This is a genomic window from Burkholderia sp. AU44665, assembly GCF_030504405.1.
Lineage (GTDB): Bacteria > Pseudomonadota > Gammaproteobacteria > Burkholderiales > Burkholderiaceae > Burkholderia > Burkholderia semiarida.
Map to the genome: position 1 here is coordinate 493,372 of NZ_JAUJRI010000002.1, position 15,506 is coordinate 508,877.

Here is a 15,506-nt window from a genome sequence, read left to right on the forward strand (position 1 = left end):
TTCAATCCGCCCGACGCGCCGCCAGGCGCGCGCGGGCGCCGTCGACGATCCATGCGATGCCGCGCTCGAACGCTTCGTCGCCGCCGCGCTCGCGCAGCACGGCCCAGCCTTTCGCGAACAACGGATAGTCGGCCGCGTCCGGCAGCGACGCATCGGCGTCCGCGTCCGGCGCCGCCTGCTCTTCCAGCACCCATCCGACCACGAAGCGGCCGATCGCGACCATCACGTCGACCGCTTCGTCCGGCGTGAACCCCGCGTCGCCGAGCAGCGCGATCTTGCGTTCGATCGAGCTGAAATGCAGCGCGCGCGGCCGCGTGCCGGCGTGCAGGCGCGCCCCGTCGCGATAAGCCAGCAGCGCACGGCGGAAACTGCGCGCATTCTCCGCGAGCCACGCATCCCACACGTCGCCGGGTTTCGGCAGCGACGCGCCGTGGCGCTCGAGCATGATCGCCTCGGCCATCGCGTCGAGCAGCTCGGCCTTGTTCCTGAAATGCCAGTACAGCGTCGGCGACTGCACGCCGAGCCGTTCGGCGAGCCGCCGCGTCGACAGCGCGTCGATGCCCACTTCGTTCAGCAGTTCGAGCGCCGCGCGCAATACCGTGTCGCGCGTCAGCCGCGCGCCTGTGTCCTTCATCTCTATCACCGATAGGGAAACTGTGGAATAATCCTCACTCTATCATCGATAGAGTAATGCCCTTGAATCCGTCCCTGATTGCCATTCTCGCCACGGTCCTGCTCGACGCGATCGGCGTCGGGATCGTGATGCCGATCCTGCCGGGCCTGCTGCGCGCGCTCGCCGGCGCGGGCAGCACCGACACCCACTACGGCATCCTGCTCGCGCTGTACGCGTTCGCGCAGTTCCTGTGCGCGCCGCTGCTCGGCGCGCTGAGCGACCGTCTCGGCCGCCGCCCGGTGCTGCTCGCGTCGCTCGCGGGCGCCGCGCTCGACTATCTGCTGATGGCGCTCGCGCCGACGCTCACGTGGCTTTACGTCGGGCGGCTGATCGCCGGCATCACCGGCGCGAACGTCGCGGTCGCGACCGCGTACGTGACCGACGTGACGGCCGAACCCGACCGCGCACGGCGCTTTGGCCAGCTCGGCGCGATGATGGGCATCGGCTTCATCGCCGGCCCGCTGATCGGCGGGCTGCTCGGCGCGCTGCACCTGCGTGCGCCGTTCGTCGCGGCCGCGTTGCTCAACGCGCTGAATCTCGTGCTCGTGTGGCGTGCGTTGCCGGAATCGCGGCCGTGCGCGGCCCGGGAAGGCCGGACGGCCGGCACGCTCAACCCGTTCGCGAGCCTGCGCCGGCTGAGCGGCGCGCCCGCGCTCGCGCCGCTGGTCGGCATCTACGTGATCGTGGCACTCGTGTCGCAGGCGCCCGCGACGCTGTGGATCCTGTACGGCCAGGAGCATTTCGGCTGGTCGACGCCGGTCGCCGGACTGTCGCTCGCCGGCTACGGCGCATGCCACGCGCTCGCGCAGGCGTTCGCGATCGGGCCGCTGATCGCGCGGCTCGGCGAGCGGCGCGCGCTCGCACTGGGGCTGGCAGGCGATGCGCTCGGGCTTGCGGTCATCGCGTTCGCCACGGCCTCATGGGTGCCGTTTGCACTGCTGCCGCTGTTCGCGGCCGGCGGCATGACGCTGCCGGCGTTGCAGGCGATGCTCGCGCGGCAGGTGGACGATACGCGCCAGGGCGAACTGCAAGGGACGCTGGCGAGCGTGGCGAGCCTGATCGGCGTCGCGGGGCCGCTGGTCGTTACCGCAACCTACGCGGCGACGCGCGCGACGTGGCCGGGGCTCGTGTGGGCCGCGGCCGCGCTGCTGTACCTGTTCGTGCCGCCGTTGCTGGCCGGCGCGCGCCCGGCGAACGCACCGCGAGCGTCCGCTTGAGCGTCGGGGGGGGGGCGCCGGCCATACTGAGCGCTCGAGCGGCCGAAAAAAAAGCCGCCCGGATCGATCCCGGGCGGCTTTCCTTGCTGCATCTGCTGCGGCAATGCGTCAGACCACGACCGTCTGCGCCTCGCCTTCGCGGGTCGCACGCACGGTGCCGATCTTCCACACCTGTTCGCCGGCGGCCGTCAGGTCGGCGAGCGCTGCGTCGGCATCGGCCGCCGAGACGATCACGGCCATGCCGATCCCGCAGTTGAACACGCGGTGCATTTCCGCATCGGCGACGCCGCCGTGCTCCTGCAGCCACTTGAACAGCGGCGGCAGCGGCCATGCCTTCTGGTCGAGCTCCGCGGTGAGACCTTCGCGCAGCACGCGCGGAATGTTCTCGACAAGGCCGCCGCCGGTGATGTGCGCCATGCCCTTCACCGTCAGCTTCTGCATCAGCGCGAGCAGCGGCTTCACGTAGATGCGCGTCGGCGCCATCAGCGCGTCGGCGAGCGAGCGGCCGTGGAAATCGGCGGACAGATCCGGGTTCGCGCGCTCGATGATCTTGCGCACGAGCGAGAAGCCGTTCGAGTGAATACCGCTCGATGCGAGGCCGAGCACGACGTCGCCTTCGGCGATCGTGCTGCCGTCGATGATCTTGCTCTTCTCGACCGCGCCGACCGCGAAGCCGGCCAGGTCGTATTCGCCGTCCGGGTACATGCCCGGCATTTCGGCCGTTTCACCGCCGATCAGCGCGCAGCCCGACAGTTCGCAGCCCTGCGCGATGCCCTTGACGACGGTGGCGGCCGTGTCGACGTCGAGCTTGCCGCACGCGAAGTAGTCGAGGAAGAACAGCGGCTCGGCGCCCTGCACGAGGATGTCGTTCACGCTCATCGCGACGAGATCCTGGCCGACGGTGTCGTGCTTGTTCAGATGAAAGGCCAGCTTGAGCTTGGTGCCCACGCCGTCGGTGCCCGACACGAGCACGGGCTCCTTGTACTTCTTCGGCACTTCGAACAGCGCGCCGAACCCGCCGATGCCGCCGAGCACGCCGTCGCGCAGGGTTTTCTTCGCAAAAGGCTTGATCTTGTCGATGAGCGCGTCGCCGGCGTCGATGTCGACACCTGCGTCGCGATAGGACAGACCCTGAGCGTCGGGAGCGGATTTCGGAGGATTCATGGGGGAATGCGAGAAGGTCGGTAAAATGCGATTTTACCCGAAGCCGGCCCGTTGGCCGGAATTCCGAGCACCGAATCGTCAGGGATTGCATCTTGGTCAACACGTCCCCGTTTTCATCGCCGGGCGAAGCGCGCCGAAGCCCGCGCCGCGCCGCCGTGCGTACGGTCGCGCGTGAAGCCGGCCGAGGCGCCTTCCCGCGCGCGCGCCCGGCGTACGGCACGCGTTTTTTCAACCGATCCGCACTGTGACTGCTGTGTCCCGTCAACTGACGCTCGATCTCGGCACGCCGCCGCCCGCCACGTTCGACAACTTCATCATGAGCGACGAGAACGACGAGCTCGTCACGCGCCTGCAGAAGCTCGATCTCGCGCTCGCGGCCGGCCCCGTGCCGGACCGGTCGTTCTATATCTGGGGCGAGCCCGGCAGCGGCCGCACCCACCTGCTGCAGGCGCTCGTGAGCGATGCGTCGTACGGCTATGCGCGCTACCTGAGCCCGCAGAGCCCGCTCGGCGCGTTCACGTTCGACCCGCGCATCGGCATCTACGCGATCGACGACTGCGACCGGATGAGCGACACGCAGCAGGTCGCGCTGTTCAACCTGTTCAACGAAGTGCGCGCGCACCCGTCGAGCGCGTTCGTCGCGGCGGGCCCGGCGGCGCCGCTCGCGCTCGACGTGCGCGAGGATCTGCGCACGCGCCTCGGCTGGGGGCTCGTGTTCCACCTGTCGCCGCCGTCCGACGCCGGCAAGATCGCCGTGCTCAAGCTCGCGGCGAAGGAGCGCGGGATCGCGCTCACCGACGACATCGCCGCGTACCTGCTGACCCATTTCCGGCGCGACATGCCGAGCCTGATGGCCTTGCTCGACGCGCTCGACCGCTTCTCGCTCGAGCAGAAACGCGCGGTCACGCTGCCGCTGCTGCGCCGGATGCTCGCGCGTCCCGGCGACGACATCACACCACCGGGCACGGGCCCGAACCGCTTCGAGTAAAATGCGCTTCCATGACTAATCTGGCACTCTTTGACCTCGATCACACGCTGATCCCCACCGATAGCGACCACGAATGGGGTCGCTTCATGGTGAAGCTCGGCATCGTCGACGCGGAAAGCTTCTCGCGTCAGAACGACCAGTTCTTCGCCGACTACAAGGCCGGCAAGCTCGACATCCACGCGTACCTGTGCGCGATGCTCACGCCGCTCGCGAAGTATTCGCGCGCGCAACTGGCCGAATGGCACGAGCAGTACATGCACGAGGTGATCCGCCCCGCGATGACGCCCGCCGCGCTCGAACTCGTGCGCAAGCACGTCGATGCCGGCGACCTGTGCTGCGTCGTGACGGCCACCAACGAATTCATCACGCGTCCGATCGCGACCGCGTTCGGCGTCGACACGCTGATCGCGTGCGAGGTCGAAACGACCGACGGGCATCCCGACTCGCCGTACACGGGCCGGCCGACCGGCACGCCGAGCTATCGCGAAGGCAAGATCGTGCGCACCGAAGCATGGCTCGCATCGCTCGGCAAGCACTGGGACGACTTCGAACATAGCTACTTCTACAGCGACTCGCACAACGACATCCCGCTGCTCGAGAAAGTCACCGACCCGATCGCGACCAACCCTGACGACACGCTGCGCGCGCATGCAAGCAACCGCGGCTGGCGTATCCTCGATCTCTTCTGAACGTCGTGATCAAAAAATTCATCCGCAAGCTGCTCGGCCAGGACGAAACCGAGCAAACGCCTCCCGCCGCGGCCCCGGCCGACGAAGCGGCCCCAGCCGCCCCGCGCGCCCCGAAGGGCGCCCGCGGCGGCGCGAAGAAACCGCGCAGCAACCATGAGCCGACCGTCGTGCCGGCCAGCGTGCACGGCATCAACCCGGCGCTGATCTCGAAGAACGCGGTGCGCGTGACCGACACGCTGCAGCAGGCGGGCTTTCGCGCATTCATCGTCGGCGGTGCGGTGCGCGACCTGCTGCTCGGCATCGCGCCGAAGGACTTCGACGTCGCGACCGACGCGACGCCGACCGAGGTGCAGCGCCTGTTCCGCCGCGCGCGCCTGATCGGCCGCCGCTTCCAGATCGTGCACGTGCAGTTCGGCCAGGAGCTGATCGAGGTGTCGACGTTCCGCGCGCTGGTCGACGCGCCGCCCGAGGCGGCCGCGGCTGCGGCCGAGCCGCCGAGGCGCCTGAAGCGCGACGAACTCGATCGCCGCACGCACGCGGTCGACGCGAGCGGCCGCGTACTGCGCGACAACGTGTGGGGCGAGCAGCACGAGGACGCCGCGCGCCGCGACTTCACGATCAACGCGATGTACTACGACCCGTCGACGCAGACGGTGCTCGACTACCACGACGGGATGGCCGACGTACGCGCCCGCCTGCTGCGGATGATCGGCGATCCGGCCACGCGCTTTCGCGAGGATCCGGTGCGGATGCTGCGCGTCGTGCGCTTCGCGGCGAAGCTCGATTTCGAGATCGAGCCGCATACGCGCGAGCCGATCCACGCGCTCGCCGACCTGATCAACAACGTGCCGGCCGCACGCCTGTTCGACGAAATGCTGAAGCTGCTGCTGTCGGGCCATGCGCTCGCGTGCCTGAAGAAGCTGCGCAAGGAAGGCCTGCATCACGGGCTGCTGCCGCTGCTCGACGTCGTGCTCGAACAGCCGCAGGGCGAGAAGTTCATCACGCTCGCGCTGAACAACACCGACGCGCGCGTGCGCGCCGGCAAGCCGGTGTCGCCGGGCTTCCTGTTCGCGACGCTGCTGTGGCACGACATGCGCCAGCGCTTCGAGCAATACACGGCCGAGGGCGAAATCCCGGTGCCGGCGCTGCATCGCGCGATGGACGACGTGCTCGACATGCAGACCGAGAAACTCGCGATCCACAAGCGCTACTCGGCCGACATGCGCGAGATCTGGGGCCTGCAACTGCGCCTCGAGAAACGCTCGGGCCGCAGCGCGATGCGGCTGCTGGAACACCAAAGGTTTAGAGCGGGGTATGATTTCCTCCTGTTACGCTGCGAATCCGGCGAGCTCGATGCGGAAGTCGGACAGTGGTGGACGGATTTCATCGAAGGCGACGCGGCCGCTCGCGAGGCATTGCTCACGCAGGGCGGCTCGAAGGAAAAATCGCCCCGCAAGCGGCGCCGCCGCGGCGGTGCGCGAAACCGCAAGCCGGGTGAAGGTGCCGCCGAGCAGGCGCCGGATACCGCGGGCGGGTCCGACGACTGACGCGCCCGCCGGCGAACGACGTAGGAAGTGATGCCATGACGGTTGCATATATCGGACTGGGGGCGAATCTCGGCGATGCGCGCCAGACCTTGAAGGACGCGGTGGTGTGCCTCGCGCAGCAGCGCACCATCTCGATCCTCGGCAAATCGAGCCTGTATCGCACGGCGCCGTTCGAAGCGGGCGGCGACGACTACTACAACTGCGTCGTCAAGCTCGACACGACGCTGTCGGCCCGTGAGCTGCTCGCGCTTTGCCAGAAGATCGAGCATCACTTCGGCCGCGAGCGTCCGTATCGCAATGCGCCGCGCACGCTCGACCTCGACATCCTGCTGTTCGGCGCCGATTCGATCGACGAACCCGACCTGATCATCCCCCACCCGCGCCTTACCGACCGCGCGTTCGCGCTCGTGCCGCTCGTCGAGATCGAGCCGGCGCTCGACATCCCCGCGCGCGGCCGTGCCGACGCCTTTCTCGCCGCCGTCGCCGATCAGCGCGTCGAAAAGGTGCAGACCTGCCAGTGCCCGATGCAGAAAGCGCTCGCGGCCAGCGCAGACGCCGACAAGACCCGCTGCCGATGAACTCGACTCCGCTGACCGTCACCGCGCCCGACCTGCGCGCCCCGCACCGCTATCTCGTGATCGAAGGCCCGATCGGCGTCGGCAAGACGACGCTCGCGCGCCTGCTCGGCGAGCGCTGGTCGATGCAGGCGCTGCTCGAGCGCCCGCAGGACAACCCGTTCCTCGAACGCTTCTACCGCGACACCGCGCGCTACGCGCTGCCCGTCCAGTTGTCGTTCGCGCTGCAGCGCGCGCAGCAGGCGCGCGAGCTGATCGGCGCGCTCGACACCGGCCGCCCGGTCATCGCCGATTTCATGCCGCAGAAGAACGACATCTTCGCGCGGCTGAACCTGCCGGAAGACGAATGGCAACTGTATCGCTCGGTCGCCACGCACGTCGACGTGCCGCAGGCGCCGTCGCCCGACCTCGTCGTCTATCTGCAGGCCAGCCCCGAAGTGCTGTTCTCGCGCATCCAGAAGCGCGGGCTGCCGATGGAGCTGCAGATCAGCGATGCGTACCTGCGCTCGCTCGTCGACGCGTACAACGAATTCTTCTACCACTACGACCGCACGCCGGTGCTGACGGTCGCAGCCGAGCACCTGAACCCGCTGGATTCCCCCGAAGACCTTGCCCTGCTGGTCGAGCGCATCGAGACGATGCGCGGCCGCAAGGAATTCTTCGTCAAGGGCGAGACGACGCGCTGACGCGTCATCGCCCGTCGTTCTTCCCCACCGACCCGGATTTCCCATGACCTATCTCCAGGAATCGAGCCGGCCTGCCGTGACGGTACCCAAGCTGCAGGCAATGCGCGACGCCGGCGAGAAGATCGCGATGCTGACCTGCTACGACGCGAGCTTTTCCGCGCTGCTCGATCGCGCCGGCACCGACGTGCTGCTGATCGGCGATTCGCTCGGCAACGTGCTGCAGGGCCACACGACCACGCTGCCCGTGTCGCCCGACGACATCGCGTACCACACCGCGTGTGTCGCGCGGGCTCAACCGCGCGCGCTGGTCGTCGCCGATCTGCCGTTCGGCACGTACGGAACGCCGGCCGACGCGTTCGCGAACGCGGTCAAGCTGATGCGCGCGGGCGCGCAGATGGTGAAGCTCGAAGGCGGCGAATGGCTCGCCGATACGATCCGCTTCCTCGTCGAGCGCTCGGTGCCCGTGTGCGCGCACCTCGGACTCACGCCGCAATCGGTGCATGCGTTCGGCGGCTTCAAGGTCCAGGGCAAGACGGAAGCCGGCGCCGCGCAACTGCTGCGCGACGCGCGCGCGATCGAGGATGCCGGCGCGCAGCTCGTCGTGCTCGAAGCCGTGCCGACGCTCGTCGCGGCCGAAGTCACGCACATGCTGAAGATTCCGACGATCGGCATCGGCGCGGGCGTCGACTGCTCGGGGCAGGTGCTCGTGCTGCACGACATGCTCGGCGTGTTCCCCGGCAAGCGGCCGCGTTTCGTTAAGGATTTCATGCAGGGGCAGCCGAACATTCAGGCGGCCGTCGAAGCGTACGTGCGCGCCGTGAAGGACGGCACGTTCCCGGGCCCGGAGCATTCGTTCTGATTTCGGACGAGATGGCGGCTCGATGCGAAGGCAAAGGCCGCCACCTGCTCGACGACACCCGTCGTTCGATTTGGCAGCACTGCATTTTCAAACACGTCCTATATCCGTAGGCCTTCGTTGCGGAGACCATTGCGCTTCCATCATTCCACGGAGGCGAAATGTCCCACGTATACGAACGCGCAGCCGAATTGGCCGGCGAACCACTACAAGGCGATGGTGAGTGCGTTGCGCTCGTGAAGGTCCATACCAAAGTGGGCGCGACCTCGGGCTGGCGACCGGAAAAGACGGTAAAGGGCGATTCGACCATTCGTCCGGGCACGGTCATCGCGACCTTCGAAAGCGAACAATATCGGAACAGGTCGTACGGCAACCATGCGGCGTTCTATCTGAGTCAGGATTCGAAAGGCATCTACGTCATCGAACAATGGCGCAGTCTGTCGAAAATCCGGAAACGGCACATCCGGTTCCAGGGCAAGGACAGAAACGGTCGCTATATCGATCCGAGCAACAACGCCGATGCGTTCTCGGTGGTGCGATGACGATGGCACTCGCCTGTGTTCCAGCCAATGCGGCGCTCGCCGCGTTGCTGACAGCTAGTTGCATCTCGTCGGCGTACGCCACTTCGGCGCCTGTTCAGTGTCCGGCCCGCCTGGCGGTTTCACAGACGGTCAACGGTCCCGCGCCCGACGGCTGGCGCCCTTACGATTCACAGAAGGCACATCCGCTGATCGGCGTGTCGTTTTGGTCCGGGCCGCCCGATCAACTCGCCATGCTCGCCCCATCGAGCGGCGTCAAACGGCGCGATATGCTCATCAACACGTGGCCACTCGCGGAAGCCGAAACCGATTACTGGGTGAGTTGCGAGTATTTCGACACGGCCGCGATCATTGCCCGTCCGCTGGGCACTGCCGCGCGAACCTGCACGGTCCGCTACGACGCGAAGCGGACGCCGCCGAAGATGATCGACTGGCACTGCGTGTGAGGGTGCAGCGGAAGGTGAAGACAATGTCGACGCCCGCTCGAGAACATCTATCACGCGTCGTACACATCGCAATTCCATACGCGTCCCATATTCGCACGGCAATCAAGAGACGATGTATTCCATTCAAGGGCAAGGACAAAAATGGCCGTTACATCGATCCGAGCAACAATGCCGATGCATTTTCGGTGGTGAAATGATGACGTTCATCCGCCAAACGCCGTACCGGCTGCTCACCATTACCGCGTTCGCATTCAGTTCGCTCACTGCCTTACCGGTGTCCGCTGCCACGTCAGATTGCCCCGCACGCATTGCCGTCACCCAGCAGCTCGACGGTCAACCACCCGATGGCTGGAAAAACTTCGACACGCAACGCACCTATCCGCTTGCCGGTGTCACCTTCTGGTCGGGGCCGCCGGACCGGATAATGTCATTGCTGCCCAATCGCTCGCGCACCGAGCCCAAAAGCGATGTGTACACCTGGTCGCTGGCCGAAGCCCGTGAAGACTACTGGGTCTCGTGTGACTACGGCAATACGAGCGTCGTGATCGCACGGCCACTCGGCAAACATGCGCAAACTTGCGTCGCGCGCTATAAACGAGGGCACGCCATCGTACAAACCTGGCAATGTACGCCACGAAAGTAATCCGTTCAGGCCGATGCGCAGTCGCGAATCAGCCGCGCCGTCATCGGCCCGCGCAACGCATTGCAGATCATCAATTCGTCTGCGTTCAGCACATCGTCGAGCGTCAGCGCGCGCTCCGTTGCGTTTAGCGCCGGATCGTCCAGCAGCACGCCGCGCATCACGCCCGGCAGCACGCCGGAAGCCAGCGGCGGCGTCACCCATTGCCCGTCGAGCTTCACGAACAGGTTCGAGCGCCCGCCTTCCGTCACCTCGCCGCGCTCGTTGACGAACAGCATGTCGAATCCGCCGAGTGCTTCGGCCGCCTGCCACGCGCGGTCGTATTCGGCACGGCGCGTGGTCTTGTGCAGCAGCAGCGCGTCGCTCGCGCAGGTCGGCGCAAAGCCGTGCTCGGACGCGAGCATCACGCTAACCGGCCCGGTGGGCAGCGCCTTCAGCGGTGCGGCCGTGATGTCGACCGCGCCGTCCTTCGCGAGCGCGAGCTTCATCCGGTATGGACTGTCACCGTCGAGCGCCGCGCAGCGTGCATCGATCTCGCGATGCAGCGTGTCGGCGTCGAAGCGGAAGCCGAACGCATCGGCACTGCGCTGCAGCCGCGCGAGATGGCGCTCCAGATGCCGGATGCCGTCCGCGCGCGTCGCGGCGGCGGTTTCAAATAGCTGGAAGCCGGGGTCGGCATCGGTCAGGAATCGCGCTTTCAATTCGCACTCCGCATATTCGTCGGCCGCGACGCTGTCGAGCACGATGCCCGCGCCGACGCCCATCGTGCCGCGCCGCCGGCCGGCCGCGGCGATGCCCGTGCCGTCCGCGTCATTATCGACGCCAGCCGCATCGAGCGTCAGCGTCCGGATCGCGACCGACAGGCAGAAATCGCCGCAGGACGCCGCACGGCCCGGCGACGCACCGGCGCCGTCAACCTGTCGCGCGGCGCCGTGGCTCGCCGACGGAACGTCTTTCGCGGCGTCCTCCACGGCGCCGTCCCGCGGCGCATCGAGCCACCCGATCGCGCCCGTATAGAGCCCGCGCGGCGTCGACTCGATCGCGTCGATCAATTCCATCGTCTTGTACTTCGGCGCACCGGTGATCGACCCGCACGGAAACAGCGCGCGCAGCATCTGCGCGAACGTCGTGCCGTCGCGCCAGCCGGCTTCGACCGTCGACGTCATCTGCCACACCGACGCATACGGCTCGACGGAGAACAGCGCCGGCACCTTGACGCTGCCCGTGCGTGCGATCCTCGACACGTCGTTGCGCAGCAGGTCGACGATCATCACGTTTTCCGCGCGGTTCTTCGGATCGCTCGCGAGGAACGCGGCGGCCGCCGCATCGTCGCGCGGATCGGCCGAACGCGGCGCGGTGCCCTTCATCGGCCGCGCGCGCAGCACGTCGCCCTGCTTCTCGACGAACAGCTCGGGCGAGCACGATACGACCCACGCGCCGCCGGGCAGCGCGATCAGCGCGCCGTACCGCACGGGCTGGCGCGCGCGCAGCCGCCGGTACAGCGCGAGCGGCGTGCCGAACACGTCGAAATTCAGCCGGTACGTGTAGTTGACCTGATACGAATCGCCTGCGCGCAGCGCGTCCTGCACCGCGCCGATCGCCGCGTCGAACGCGTCGCGCGACACGCTCTTCGCGACGTGCGCGACACCGGCGATCGACGGCGGGCCGCCGCCATCCTGCTGTGCGAGCCACGCGTCGACTTCGTCGCGCGACAGCCGCTCGCAGCGCGCATACAGCAAAAAGCGCAGCGGGGCATCGCCCGGCTGCGCCTTTTGCAGGTTGCGTCCGAATTCGTAATCGCCGACGACGACCGCATGCAGCCCGTCGCGCAGATCCCGCGCGAGCGCCGCATCGATGGCGTCGAGCTGCGCCGGGTCCGTGCACACGCGTTCGCGCACGAAGCCCGAATACAAACGACTCGACCGCGCGGACGCGGTCGAGTCGCAATCGTCCAAGAGCGCGAACGACGCGCTCTCGTTGCCTTCAGTCATGCCCGTTACTCGAAGAAGCTCTTCACCCGGTCGAACCAGCTCTTGCTCTGCGGGCTGTGACGCGCGCCGCCTTCGGCCAGCGACTTCTCGAACTGCTTGAGCAGGTCGCGCTGCTGGTCGGTCAGCTTCACGGGCGTCTCGACCTGCACGTGCACGTACAGATCGCCCGCGATGCTCGAACGCAGCCCCTTGATGCCCTTGCCGCGCAGGCGGAACGTCTTGCCCGACTGCGTGCCTTCCGGCACCGGGAACGATGCACGGCCGGCCAGCGTCGGCACCTCGATCTCGCCGCCGAGTGCGGCGGTCGTGAACGGAATCGGCATCTGGCAATGGAGATCGTCGCCGTCGCGCTCGAACACCGAGTGCGGCTTGATGTGGATCTCGACGTACAGGTCGCCCGGCGGCCCGCCGTTGATGCCCGGCTCGCCGTTGCCGGCCGAGCGGATCCGCATCCCGTCGTCGATCCCGGCCGGAATCTTCACTTCGAGCGTCTTGGTTTCCTTCACCTTGCCCGACCCGTGGCAATGCGCGCACGGCTCGGGGATGTAGGTGCCGGTGCCATGACACTTCGGGCAGGTCTGCTGGATGCTGAAGAAGCCCTGCGACATGCGCACCGTGCCCTGGCCGTGACAGGTCGGGCAGGTTTCCGGCTTCGTGCCGGGCTTCGCACCCGAGCCGTGGCAGACTTCGCACGACACCCAGCTCGGCACGCGGATCTGCGTGTCGTAGCCGTGCGCGGCCTGCTCGAGCGTGATTTCCATGCTGTAGCGCAAGTCGGCGCCGCGATACACCTGCGGGCCGCCGCGGCCGCCGCGCGCGGCACCGCCCGCGGCCTGGCCGAAGATGTCGCCGAAGATGTCGCCGAACGCATCCGCGAAGCCGCCGAAGCCCTGCGCGCCCGCACCGCCCATGTTCGGATCGACGCCCGCGTGGCCGTACTGGTCGTACGCGGCCCGCTTCTGGCCATCCGACAGCATTTCATAGGCCTCCTTCGCCTCCTTGAAATGCTCTTCCGCATCCTTGCTGTCCGGATTGCGGTCAGGGTGATACTTCATCGCAAGCTTGCGATATGCCTTCTTGATTTCGTCGTCGCTCGCATTCTTCGCGACGCCCAGAACCTCGTAGTAATCCCGTTTCGCCATATCGATTCACTGTGCCGCCACGCATCGCGCACGCGGCGGCTCCTTTCGCCCGCAGTAAAGTCTCTCGACTCGTCTGGCGCTGCACCGTCCGCGGACGGCTCGCGCAGCACCCGCCAAAAAACAAATGTGCCCGGAGGGCCGCAAGGCCCGCCAGGCGTGGAGTCGATCCGGCCATCCGGAAGGAAAGACAGACCGCTTTTCAGCCGCTGGTCAGTCGCGCCGCGCGCGTTTTCGCGCGCGCGGCATGCGGTGCCATTGCAACCTGGCTTAGTCCTTCTTCACTTCCTTGAACTCGGCGTCGACGACGTCGTCGGCAGCCTGTTGCGCACCGCCCGCGTGGGCCGCGCCTTCCGCCGCACCGGCCGCGCCGGCCGCACCTGCCTGCTGGGCCTGCATGTCGGCGTACATCTTCTCGCCGAGCTTCTGCGAGACCTTGCCGAGCTCCTCGACCTTCGCGTCGATCGCGGCCTTGTCGGCCGACGTGTCCTTCAGCACGTCCTCGAGCGACTTCAGCGCCGCTTCGATCGCTTCCTTCTCGCCCGCGTCCAGCTTGTCGCCGTACTCGGTCAGCGCCTTCTTCGTGCTGTGAACCAGCGCGTCGCCCTGGTTGCGCGAATCGGCCAGCTCGCGCAGCTTGTGGTCTTCCGCTGCGTTCGCTTCCGCGTCCTTGATCATCTGATCGATTTCAGCCTCGGACAGGCCCGAGTTCGCCTTGATCGTGATCTTGTTTTCCTTGCCGGTCGCCTTGTCCTTCGCGCCGACGTGCAGGATGCCGTTCGCGTCGATGTCGAAGGTCACTTCGATCTGCGGCACGCCGCGCGGGGCCGGCGGAATGCCTTCGAGGTTGAACTCGCCGAGCAGCTTGTTGCCCGCAGCCATTTCGCGTTCGCCCTGGAACACCTTGATCGTCACGGCCGACTGGTTGTCGTCCGCCGTCGAATACACCTGGGCGTGCTTCGTCGGGATCGTCGTGTTCTTGTTGATCATCTTCGTCATCACGCCGCCGAGCGTCTCGATACCGAGCGACAGCGGGGTCACGTCGAGCAGCAGCACGTCCTTGCGGTCGCCCGACAGCACCTGGCCCTGGATCGCCGCGCCAACCGCGACGGCTTCGTCCGGGTTCACGTCACGGCGCGGGTCCTTGCCGAAGAACTCCTTCACCTTCTCCTGCACCTTCGGCATGCGGGTCTGGCCGCCGACCAGGATCACGTCGTCGATGTCCGACACCTTGACGCCTGCGTCCTTGATCGCGATGCGGCACGGTTCGATCGTGCGCTCGACGAGGTCTTCCACCAGCGCTTCCAGCTTCGCGCGGGTGATCTTCAGGTTCAAGTGCTTCGGGCCCGACGCGTCCGCCGTGATGTACGGCAGGTTGATTTCGGTCTGCTGGCTCGACGACAGCTCGATCTTCGCCTTTTCGGCGGCTTCCTTCAGGCGCTGCAGCGCGAGCACGTCCTTCGACAGGTCGACGCCCTGCTCCTTCTTGAACTCGCCGATGATGTAATCGATGATGCGCTGGTCGAAGTCTTCGCCGCCGAGGAACGTGTCGCCGTTGGTCGACAGCACTTCGAACTGCATTTCGCCGTCGACGTCCGCGATCTCGATGATCGACACGTCGAACGTGCCGCCGCCGAGGTCATACACGGCGATCTTGCGGTCGCCCTTCTCGGCCTTGTCGAGGCCGAACGCGAGCGCGGCCGCGGTCGGCTCGTTGATGATCCGCTTGACTTCGAGGCCCGCGATGCGGCCGGCGTCCTTGGTCGCCTGGCGCTGGCTGTCGTTGAAGTACGCCGGCACCGTGATCACGGCTTCCGTGACCGGCTCGCCGAGGTAGTCTTCGGCCGTCTTCTTCATCTTGCGCAGCACTTCGGCCGACACCTGCGGCGGCGCGAGCTTTTCGCCGTGCGCTTCGACCCATGCGTCGCCGTTGTCGGCCTTGATGATCGCATACGGCATCAGGCCGATGTCCTTCTGGACTTCCTTCTCTTCGAAGCGGCGGCCGATCAGGCGCTTCACCGCGAACAGCGTGTTCTTCGGGTTGGTCACCGACTGGCGCTTGGCCGGCGCGCCGACGAGCACTTCGTTGTCGTCCATGTACGCGATGATCGACGGCGTGGTGCGAGCGCCTTCCGAGTTCTCGATGACCTTGACCTGGTTGCCTTCCATGATGGCGACGCACGAGTTCGTGGTGCCGAGGTCAATACCGATGATCTTTCCCATTTTTTCCTAATCTCCAGAAATGCTTGTTTGCTGCGCGAAACGCCACGTTTTTGGGCGGTTTCGCACGCCAGAATTCAACTCTGTTCCCGAAATGCGTCCGCCCGATCCGTTTTCAAGACCCGACGAGCGATGC

At 66.8% G+C, this 15,506-nt stretch carries 16 protein-coding genes; 11 read left to right on the forward strand and 5 right to left on the reverse strand.

All coding sequences use genetic code 11. The annotated features are described in order from the left end of the window. Position 1 precedes the first annotated feature (1 nt). Positions 2–634, reverse strand: coding sequence for a tetracycline resistance transcriptional repressor TetR (tetR, locus tag QZM15_RS07435; protein ID WP_060011424.1), 633 nt, complete (start codon positions 632–634; stop codon positions 2–4). A 56-nt stretch (positions 635–690) separates the two neighbouring features. Between tetR and tet the strand changes: the two genes are divergently transcribed. Beyond that, positions 691–1,890 carry a Tet(A)/Tet(B)/Tet(C) family tetracycline efflux MFS transporter gene (gene tet / locus QZM15_RS07440; protein ID WP_302106123.1) on the forward strand — a complete coding sequence of 400 codons (1,200 nt, stop codon included), beginning with the start codon at positions 691–693 and terminating at the stop codon, positions 1,888–1,890. Positions 1,891–1,998: 108 nt separating this feature from the next. On the opposite strand, the gene purM is transcribed toward tet, so the two are convergent. Next, the gene (gene purM / locus QZM15_RS07445) at positions 1,999–3,054 is read right to left on the reverse strand and encodes a phosphoribosylformylglycinamidine cyclo-ligase (protein ID WP_089464562.1); all 1,056 of its coding nucleotides are present in this window, start codon (positions 3,052–3,054) and stop codon (positions 1,999–2,001) included. A 253-nt stretch (positions 3,055–3,307) separates the two neighbouring features. On the opposite strand from purM, the gene hda reads away from it, so the two are divergent. From hda to QZM15_RS07495, 10 genes are all read left to right on the forward strand, one after another. Then, positions 3,308–4,042 carry a DnaA regulatory inactivator Hda gene (hda, locus tag QZM15_RS07450; RefSeq protein ID WP_221622686.1) on the forward strand — a complete coding sequence of 245 codons (735 nt, stop codon included), beginning with the start codon at positions 3,308–3,310 and terminating at the stop codon, positions 4,040–4,042. A gap of 11 nt (positions 4,043–4,053) precedes the next feature. Continuing rightward, positions 4,054–4,731 carry an HAD family phosphatase gene (locus QZM15_RS07455; RefSeq protein WP_011656045.1) on the forward strand — a complete coding sequence of 226 codons (678 nt, stop codon included), beginning with the start codon at positions 4,054–4,056 and terminating at the stop codon, positions 4,729–4,731. 5 nt (positions 4,732–4,736) lie between these two features. Then, positions 4,737–6,278, forward strand: coding sequence for a polynucleotide adenylyltransferase PcnB (gene pcnB, locus QZM15_RS07460; protein WP_059642124.1), 1,542 nt, complete (start codon positions 4,737–4,739; stop codon positions 6,276–6,278). 35 nt (positions 6,279–6,313) lie between these two features. Further along, a complete protein-coding gene (gene folK / locus QZM15_RS07465) occupies positions 6,314–6,856 on the forward strand; it encodes a 2-amino-4-hydroxy-6-hydroxymethyldihydropteridine diphosphokinase (RefSeq protein WP_302106124.1) in 543 nt (180 codons plus the stop codon). Further along, positions 6,853–7,539, forward strand: a complete 687-nt coding sequence (locus QZM15_RS07470) for a deoxynucleoside kinase (RefSeq protein ID WP_059642128.1) — start codon at positions 6,853–6,855, stop codon at positions 7,537–7,539. Before folK ends, QZM15_RS07470 begins: the two co-directional genes overlap by 4 nt. A gap of 43 nt (positions 7,540–7,582) precedes the next feature. Continuing rightward, positions 7,583–8,398 carry a 3-methyl-2-oxobutanoate hydroxymethyltransferase gene (gene panB / locus QZM15_RS07475; RefSeq protein ID WP_059642131.1) on the forward strand — a complete coding sequence of 272 codons (816 nt, stop codon included), beginning with the start codon at positions 7,583–7,585 and terminating at the stop codon, positions 8,396–8,398. A gap of 158 nt (positions 8,399–8,556) precedes the next feature. Beyond that, a complete protein-coding gene (locus QZM15_RS07480) occupies positions 8,557–8,937 on the forward strand; it encodes a BPSL0067 family protein (RefSeq protein WP_059642133.1) in 381 nt (126 codons plus the stop codon). After that, a complete protein-coding gene (locus QZM15_RS07485) occupies positions 8,934–9,380 on the forward strand; it encodes an STY0301 family protein (RefSeq protein WP_302106125.1) in 447 nt (148 codons plus the stop codon). The genes QZM15_RS07480 and QZM15_RS07485 overlap by 4 nt, the downstream gene beginning before the upstream one ends. A 23-nt stretch (positions 9,381–9,403) precedes the next feature. Beyond that, positions 9,404–9,577, forward strand: coding sequence for a BPSL0067 family protein (locus tag QZM15_RS07490; RefSeq protein ID WP_226224193.1), 174 nt, complete (start codon positions 9,404–9,406; stop codon positions 9,575–9,577). Further along, positions 9,502–10,023 (forward strand): STY0301 family protein, encoded by a 522-nt coding sequence (locus QZM15_RS07495; RefSeq protein ID WP_319001239.1) that lies wholly within the window; start codon positions 9,502–9,504, stop codon positions 10,021–10,023. Before QZM15_RS07490 ends, QZM15_RS07495 begins: the two co-directional genes overlap by 76 nt. A 5-nt stretch (positions 10,024–10,028) precedes the next feature. On the opposite strand, the gene QZM15_RS07500 is transcribed toward QZM15_RS07495, so the two are convergent. The 3 genes from QZM15_RS07500 to dnaK form a co-directional block, all read right to left on the reverse strand. Further along, positions 10,029–12,011 carry a bifunctional anthranilate synthase component I family protein/class IV aminotransferase gene (locus tag QZM15_RS07500; protein WP_302106126.1) on the reverse strand — a complete coding sequence of 661 codons (1,983 nt, stop codon included), beginning with the start codon at positions 12,009–12,011 and terminating at the stop codon, positions 10,029–10,031. Positions 12,012–12,016: 5 nt separating this feature from the next. Beyond that, the gene (dnaJ, locus tag QZM15_RS07505; protein WP_006476837.1) at positions 12,017–13,153 is read right to left on the reverse strand and encodes a molecular chaperone DnaJ; all 1,137 of its coding nucleotides are present in this window, start codon (positions 13,151–13,153) and stop codon (positions 12,017–12,019) included. A gap of 267 nt (positions 13,154–13,420) precedes the next feature. Further along, the gene (dnaK, locus tag QZM15_RS07510) at positions 13,421–15,373 is read right to left on the reverse strand and encodes a molecular chaperone DnaK (RefSeq protein WP_059574284.1); all 1,953 of its coding nucleotides are present in this window, start codon (positions 15,371–15,373) and stop codon (positions 13,421–13,423) included. Between the last annotated feature and the right edge of the window lie 133 nt (positions 15,374–15,506).

What these genes read in the sequence shown, in the direction of transcription:
- tetR (WP_060011424.1), bottom strand. Translation starts at nt 634, where the DNA reads ATGAAGGACACAGGCGCGCGGCTGACGCGCGACACGGTATTGCGCGCG.
- tet (WP_302106123.1), top strand. Translation starts at nt 691, where the DNA reads ATGCCCTTGAATCCGTCCCTGATTGCCATTCTCGCCACGGTCCTGCTC.
- purM (WP_089464562.1), bottom strand. Translation starts at nt 3,054, where the DNA reads ATGAATCCTCCGAAATCCGCTCCCGACGCTCAGGGTCTGTCCTATCGC.
- QZM15_RS07455 (WP_011656045.1), top strand. Translation starts at nt 4,054, where the DNA reads ATGACTAATCTGGCACTCTTTGACCTCGATCACACGCTGATCCCCACC.
- folK (WP_302106124.1), top strand. Translation starts at nt 6,314, where the DNA reads ATGACGGTTGCATATATCGGACTGGGGGCGAATCTCGGCGATGCGCGC.
- QZM15_RS07470 (WP_059642128.1), top strand. Translation starts at nt 6,853, where the DNA reads ATGAACTCGACTCCGCTGACCGTCACCGCGCCCGACCTGCGCGCCCCG.
- panB (WP_059642131.1), top strand. Translation starts at nt 7,583, where the DNA reads ATGACCTATCTCCAGGAATCGAGCCGGCCTGCCGTGACGGTACCCAAG.
- QZM15_RS07480 (WP_059642133.1), top strand. Translation starts at nt 8,557, where the DNA reads ATGTCCCACGTATACGAACGCGCAGCCGAATTGGCCGGCGAACCACTA.
- QZM15_RS07485 (WP_302106125.1), top strand. Translation starts at nt 8,934, where the DNA reads ATGACGATGGCACTCGCCTGTGTTCCAGCCAATGCGGCGCTCGCCGCG.
- QZM15_RS07490 (WP_226224193.1), top strand. Translation starts at nt 9,404, where the DNA reads ATGTCGACGCCCGCTCGAGAACATCTATCACGCGTCGTACACATCGCA.
- QZM15_RS07500 (WP_302106126.1), bottom strand. Translation starts at nt 12,011, where the DNA reads ATGACTGAAGGCAACGAGAGCGCGTCGTTCGCGCTCTTGGACGATTGC.
- dnaJ (WP_006476837.1), bottom strand. Translation starts at nt 13,153, where the DNA reads ATGGCGAAACGGGATTACTACGAGGTTCTGGGCGTCGCGAAGAATGCG.
- dnaK (WP_059574284.1), bottom strand. Translation starts at nt 15,373, where the DNA reads ATGGGAAAGATCATCGGTATTGACCTCGGCACCACGAACTCGTGCGTC.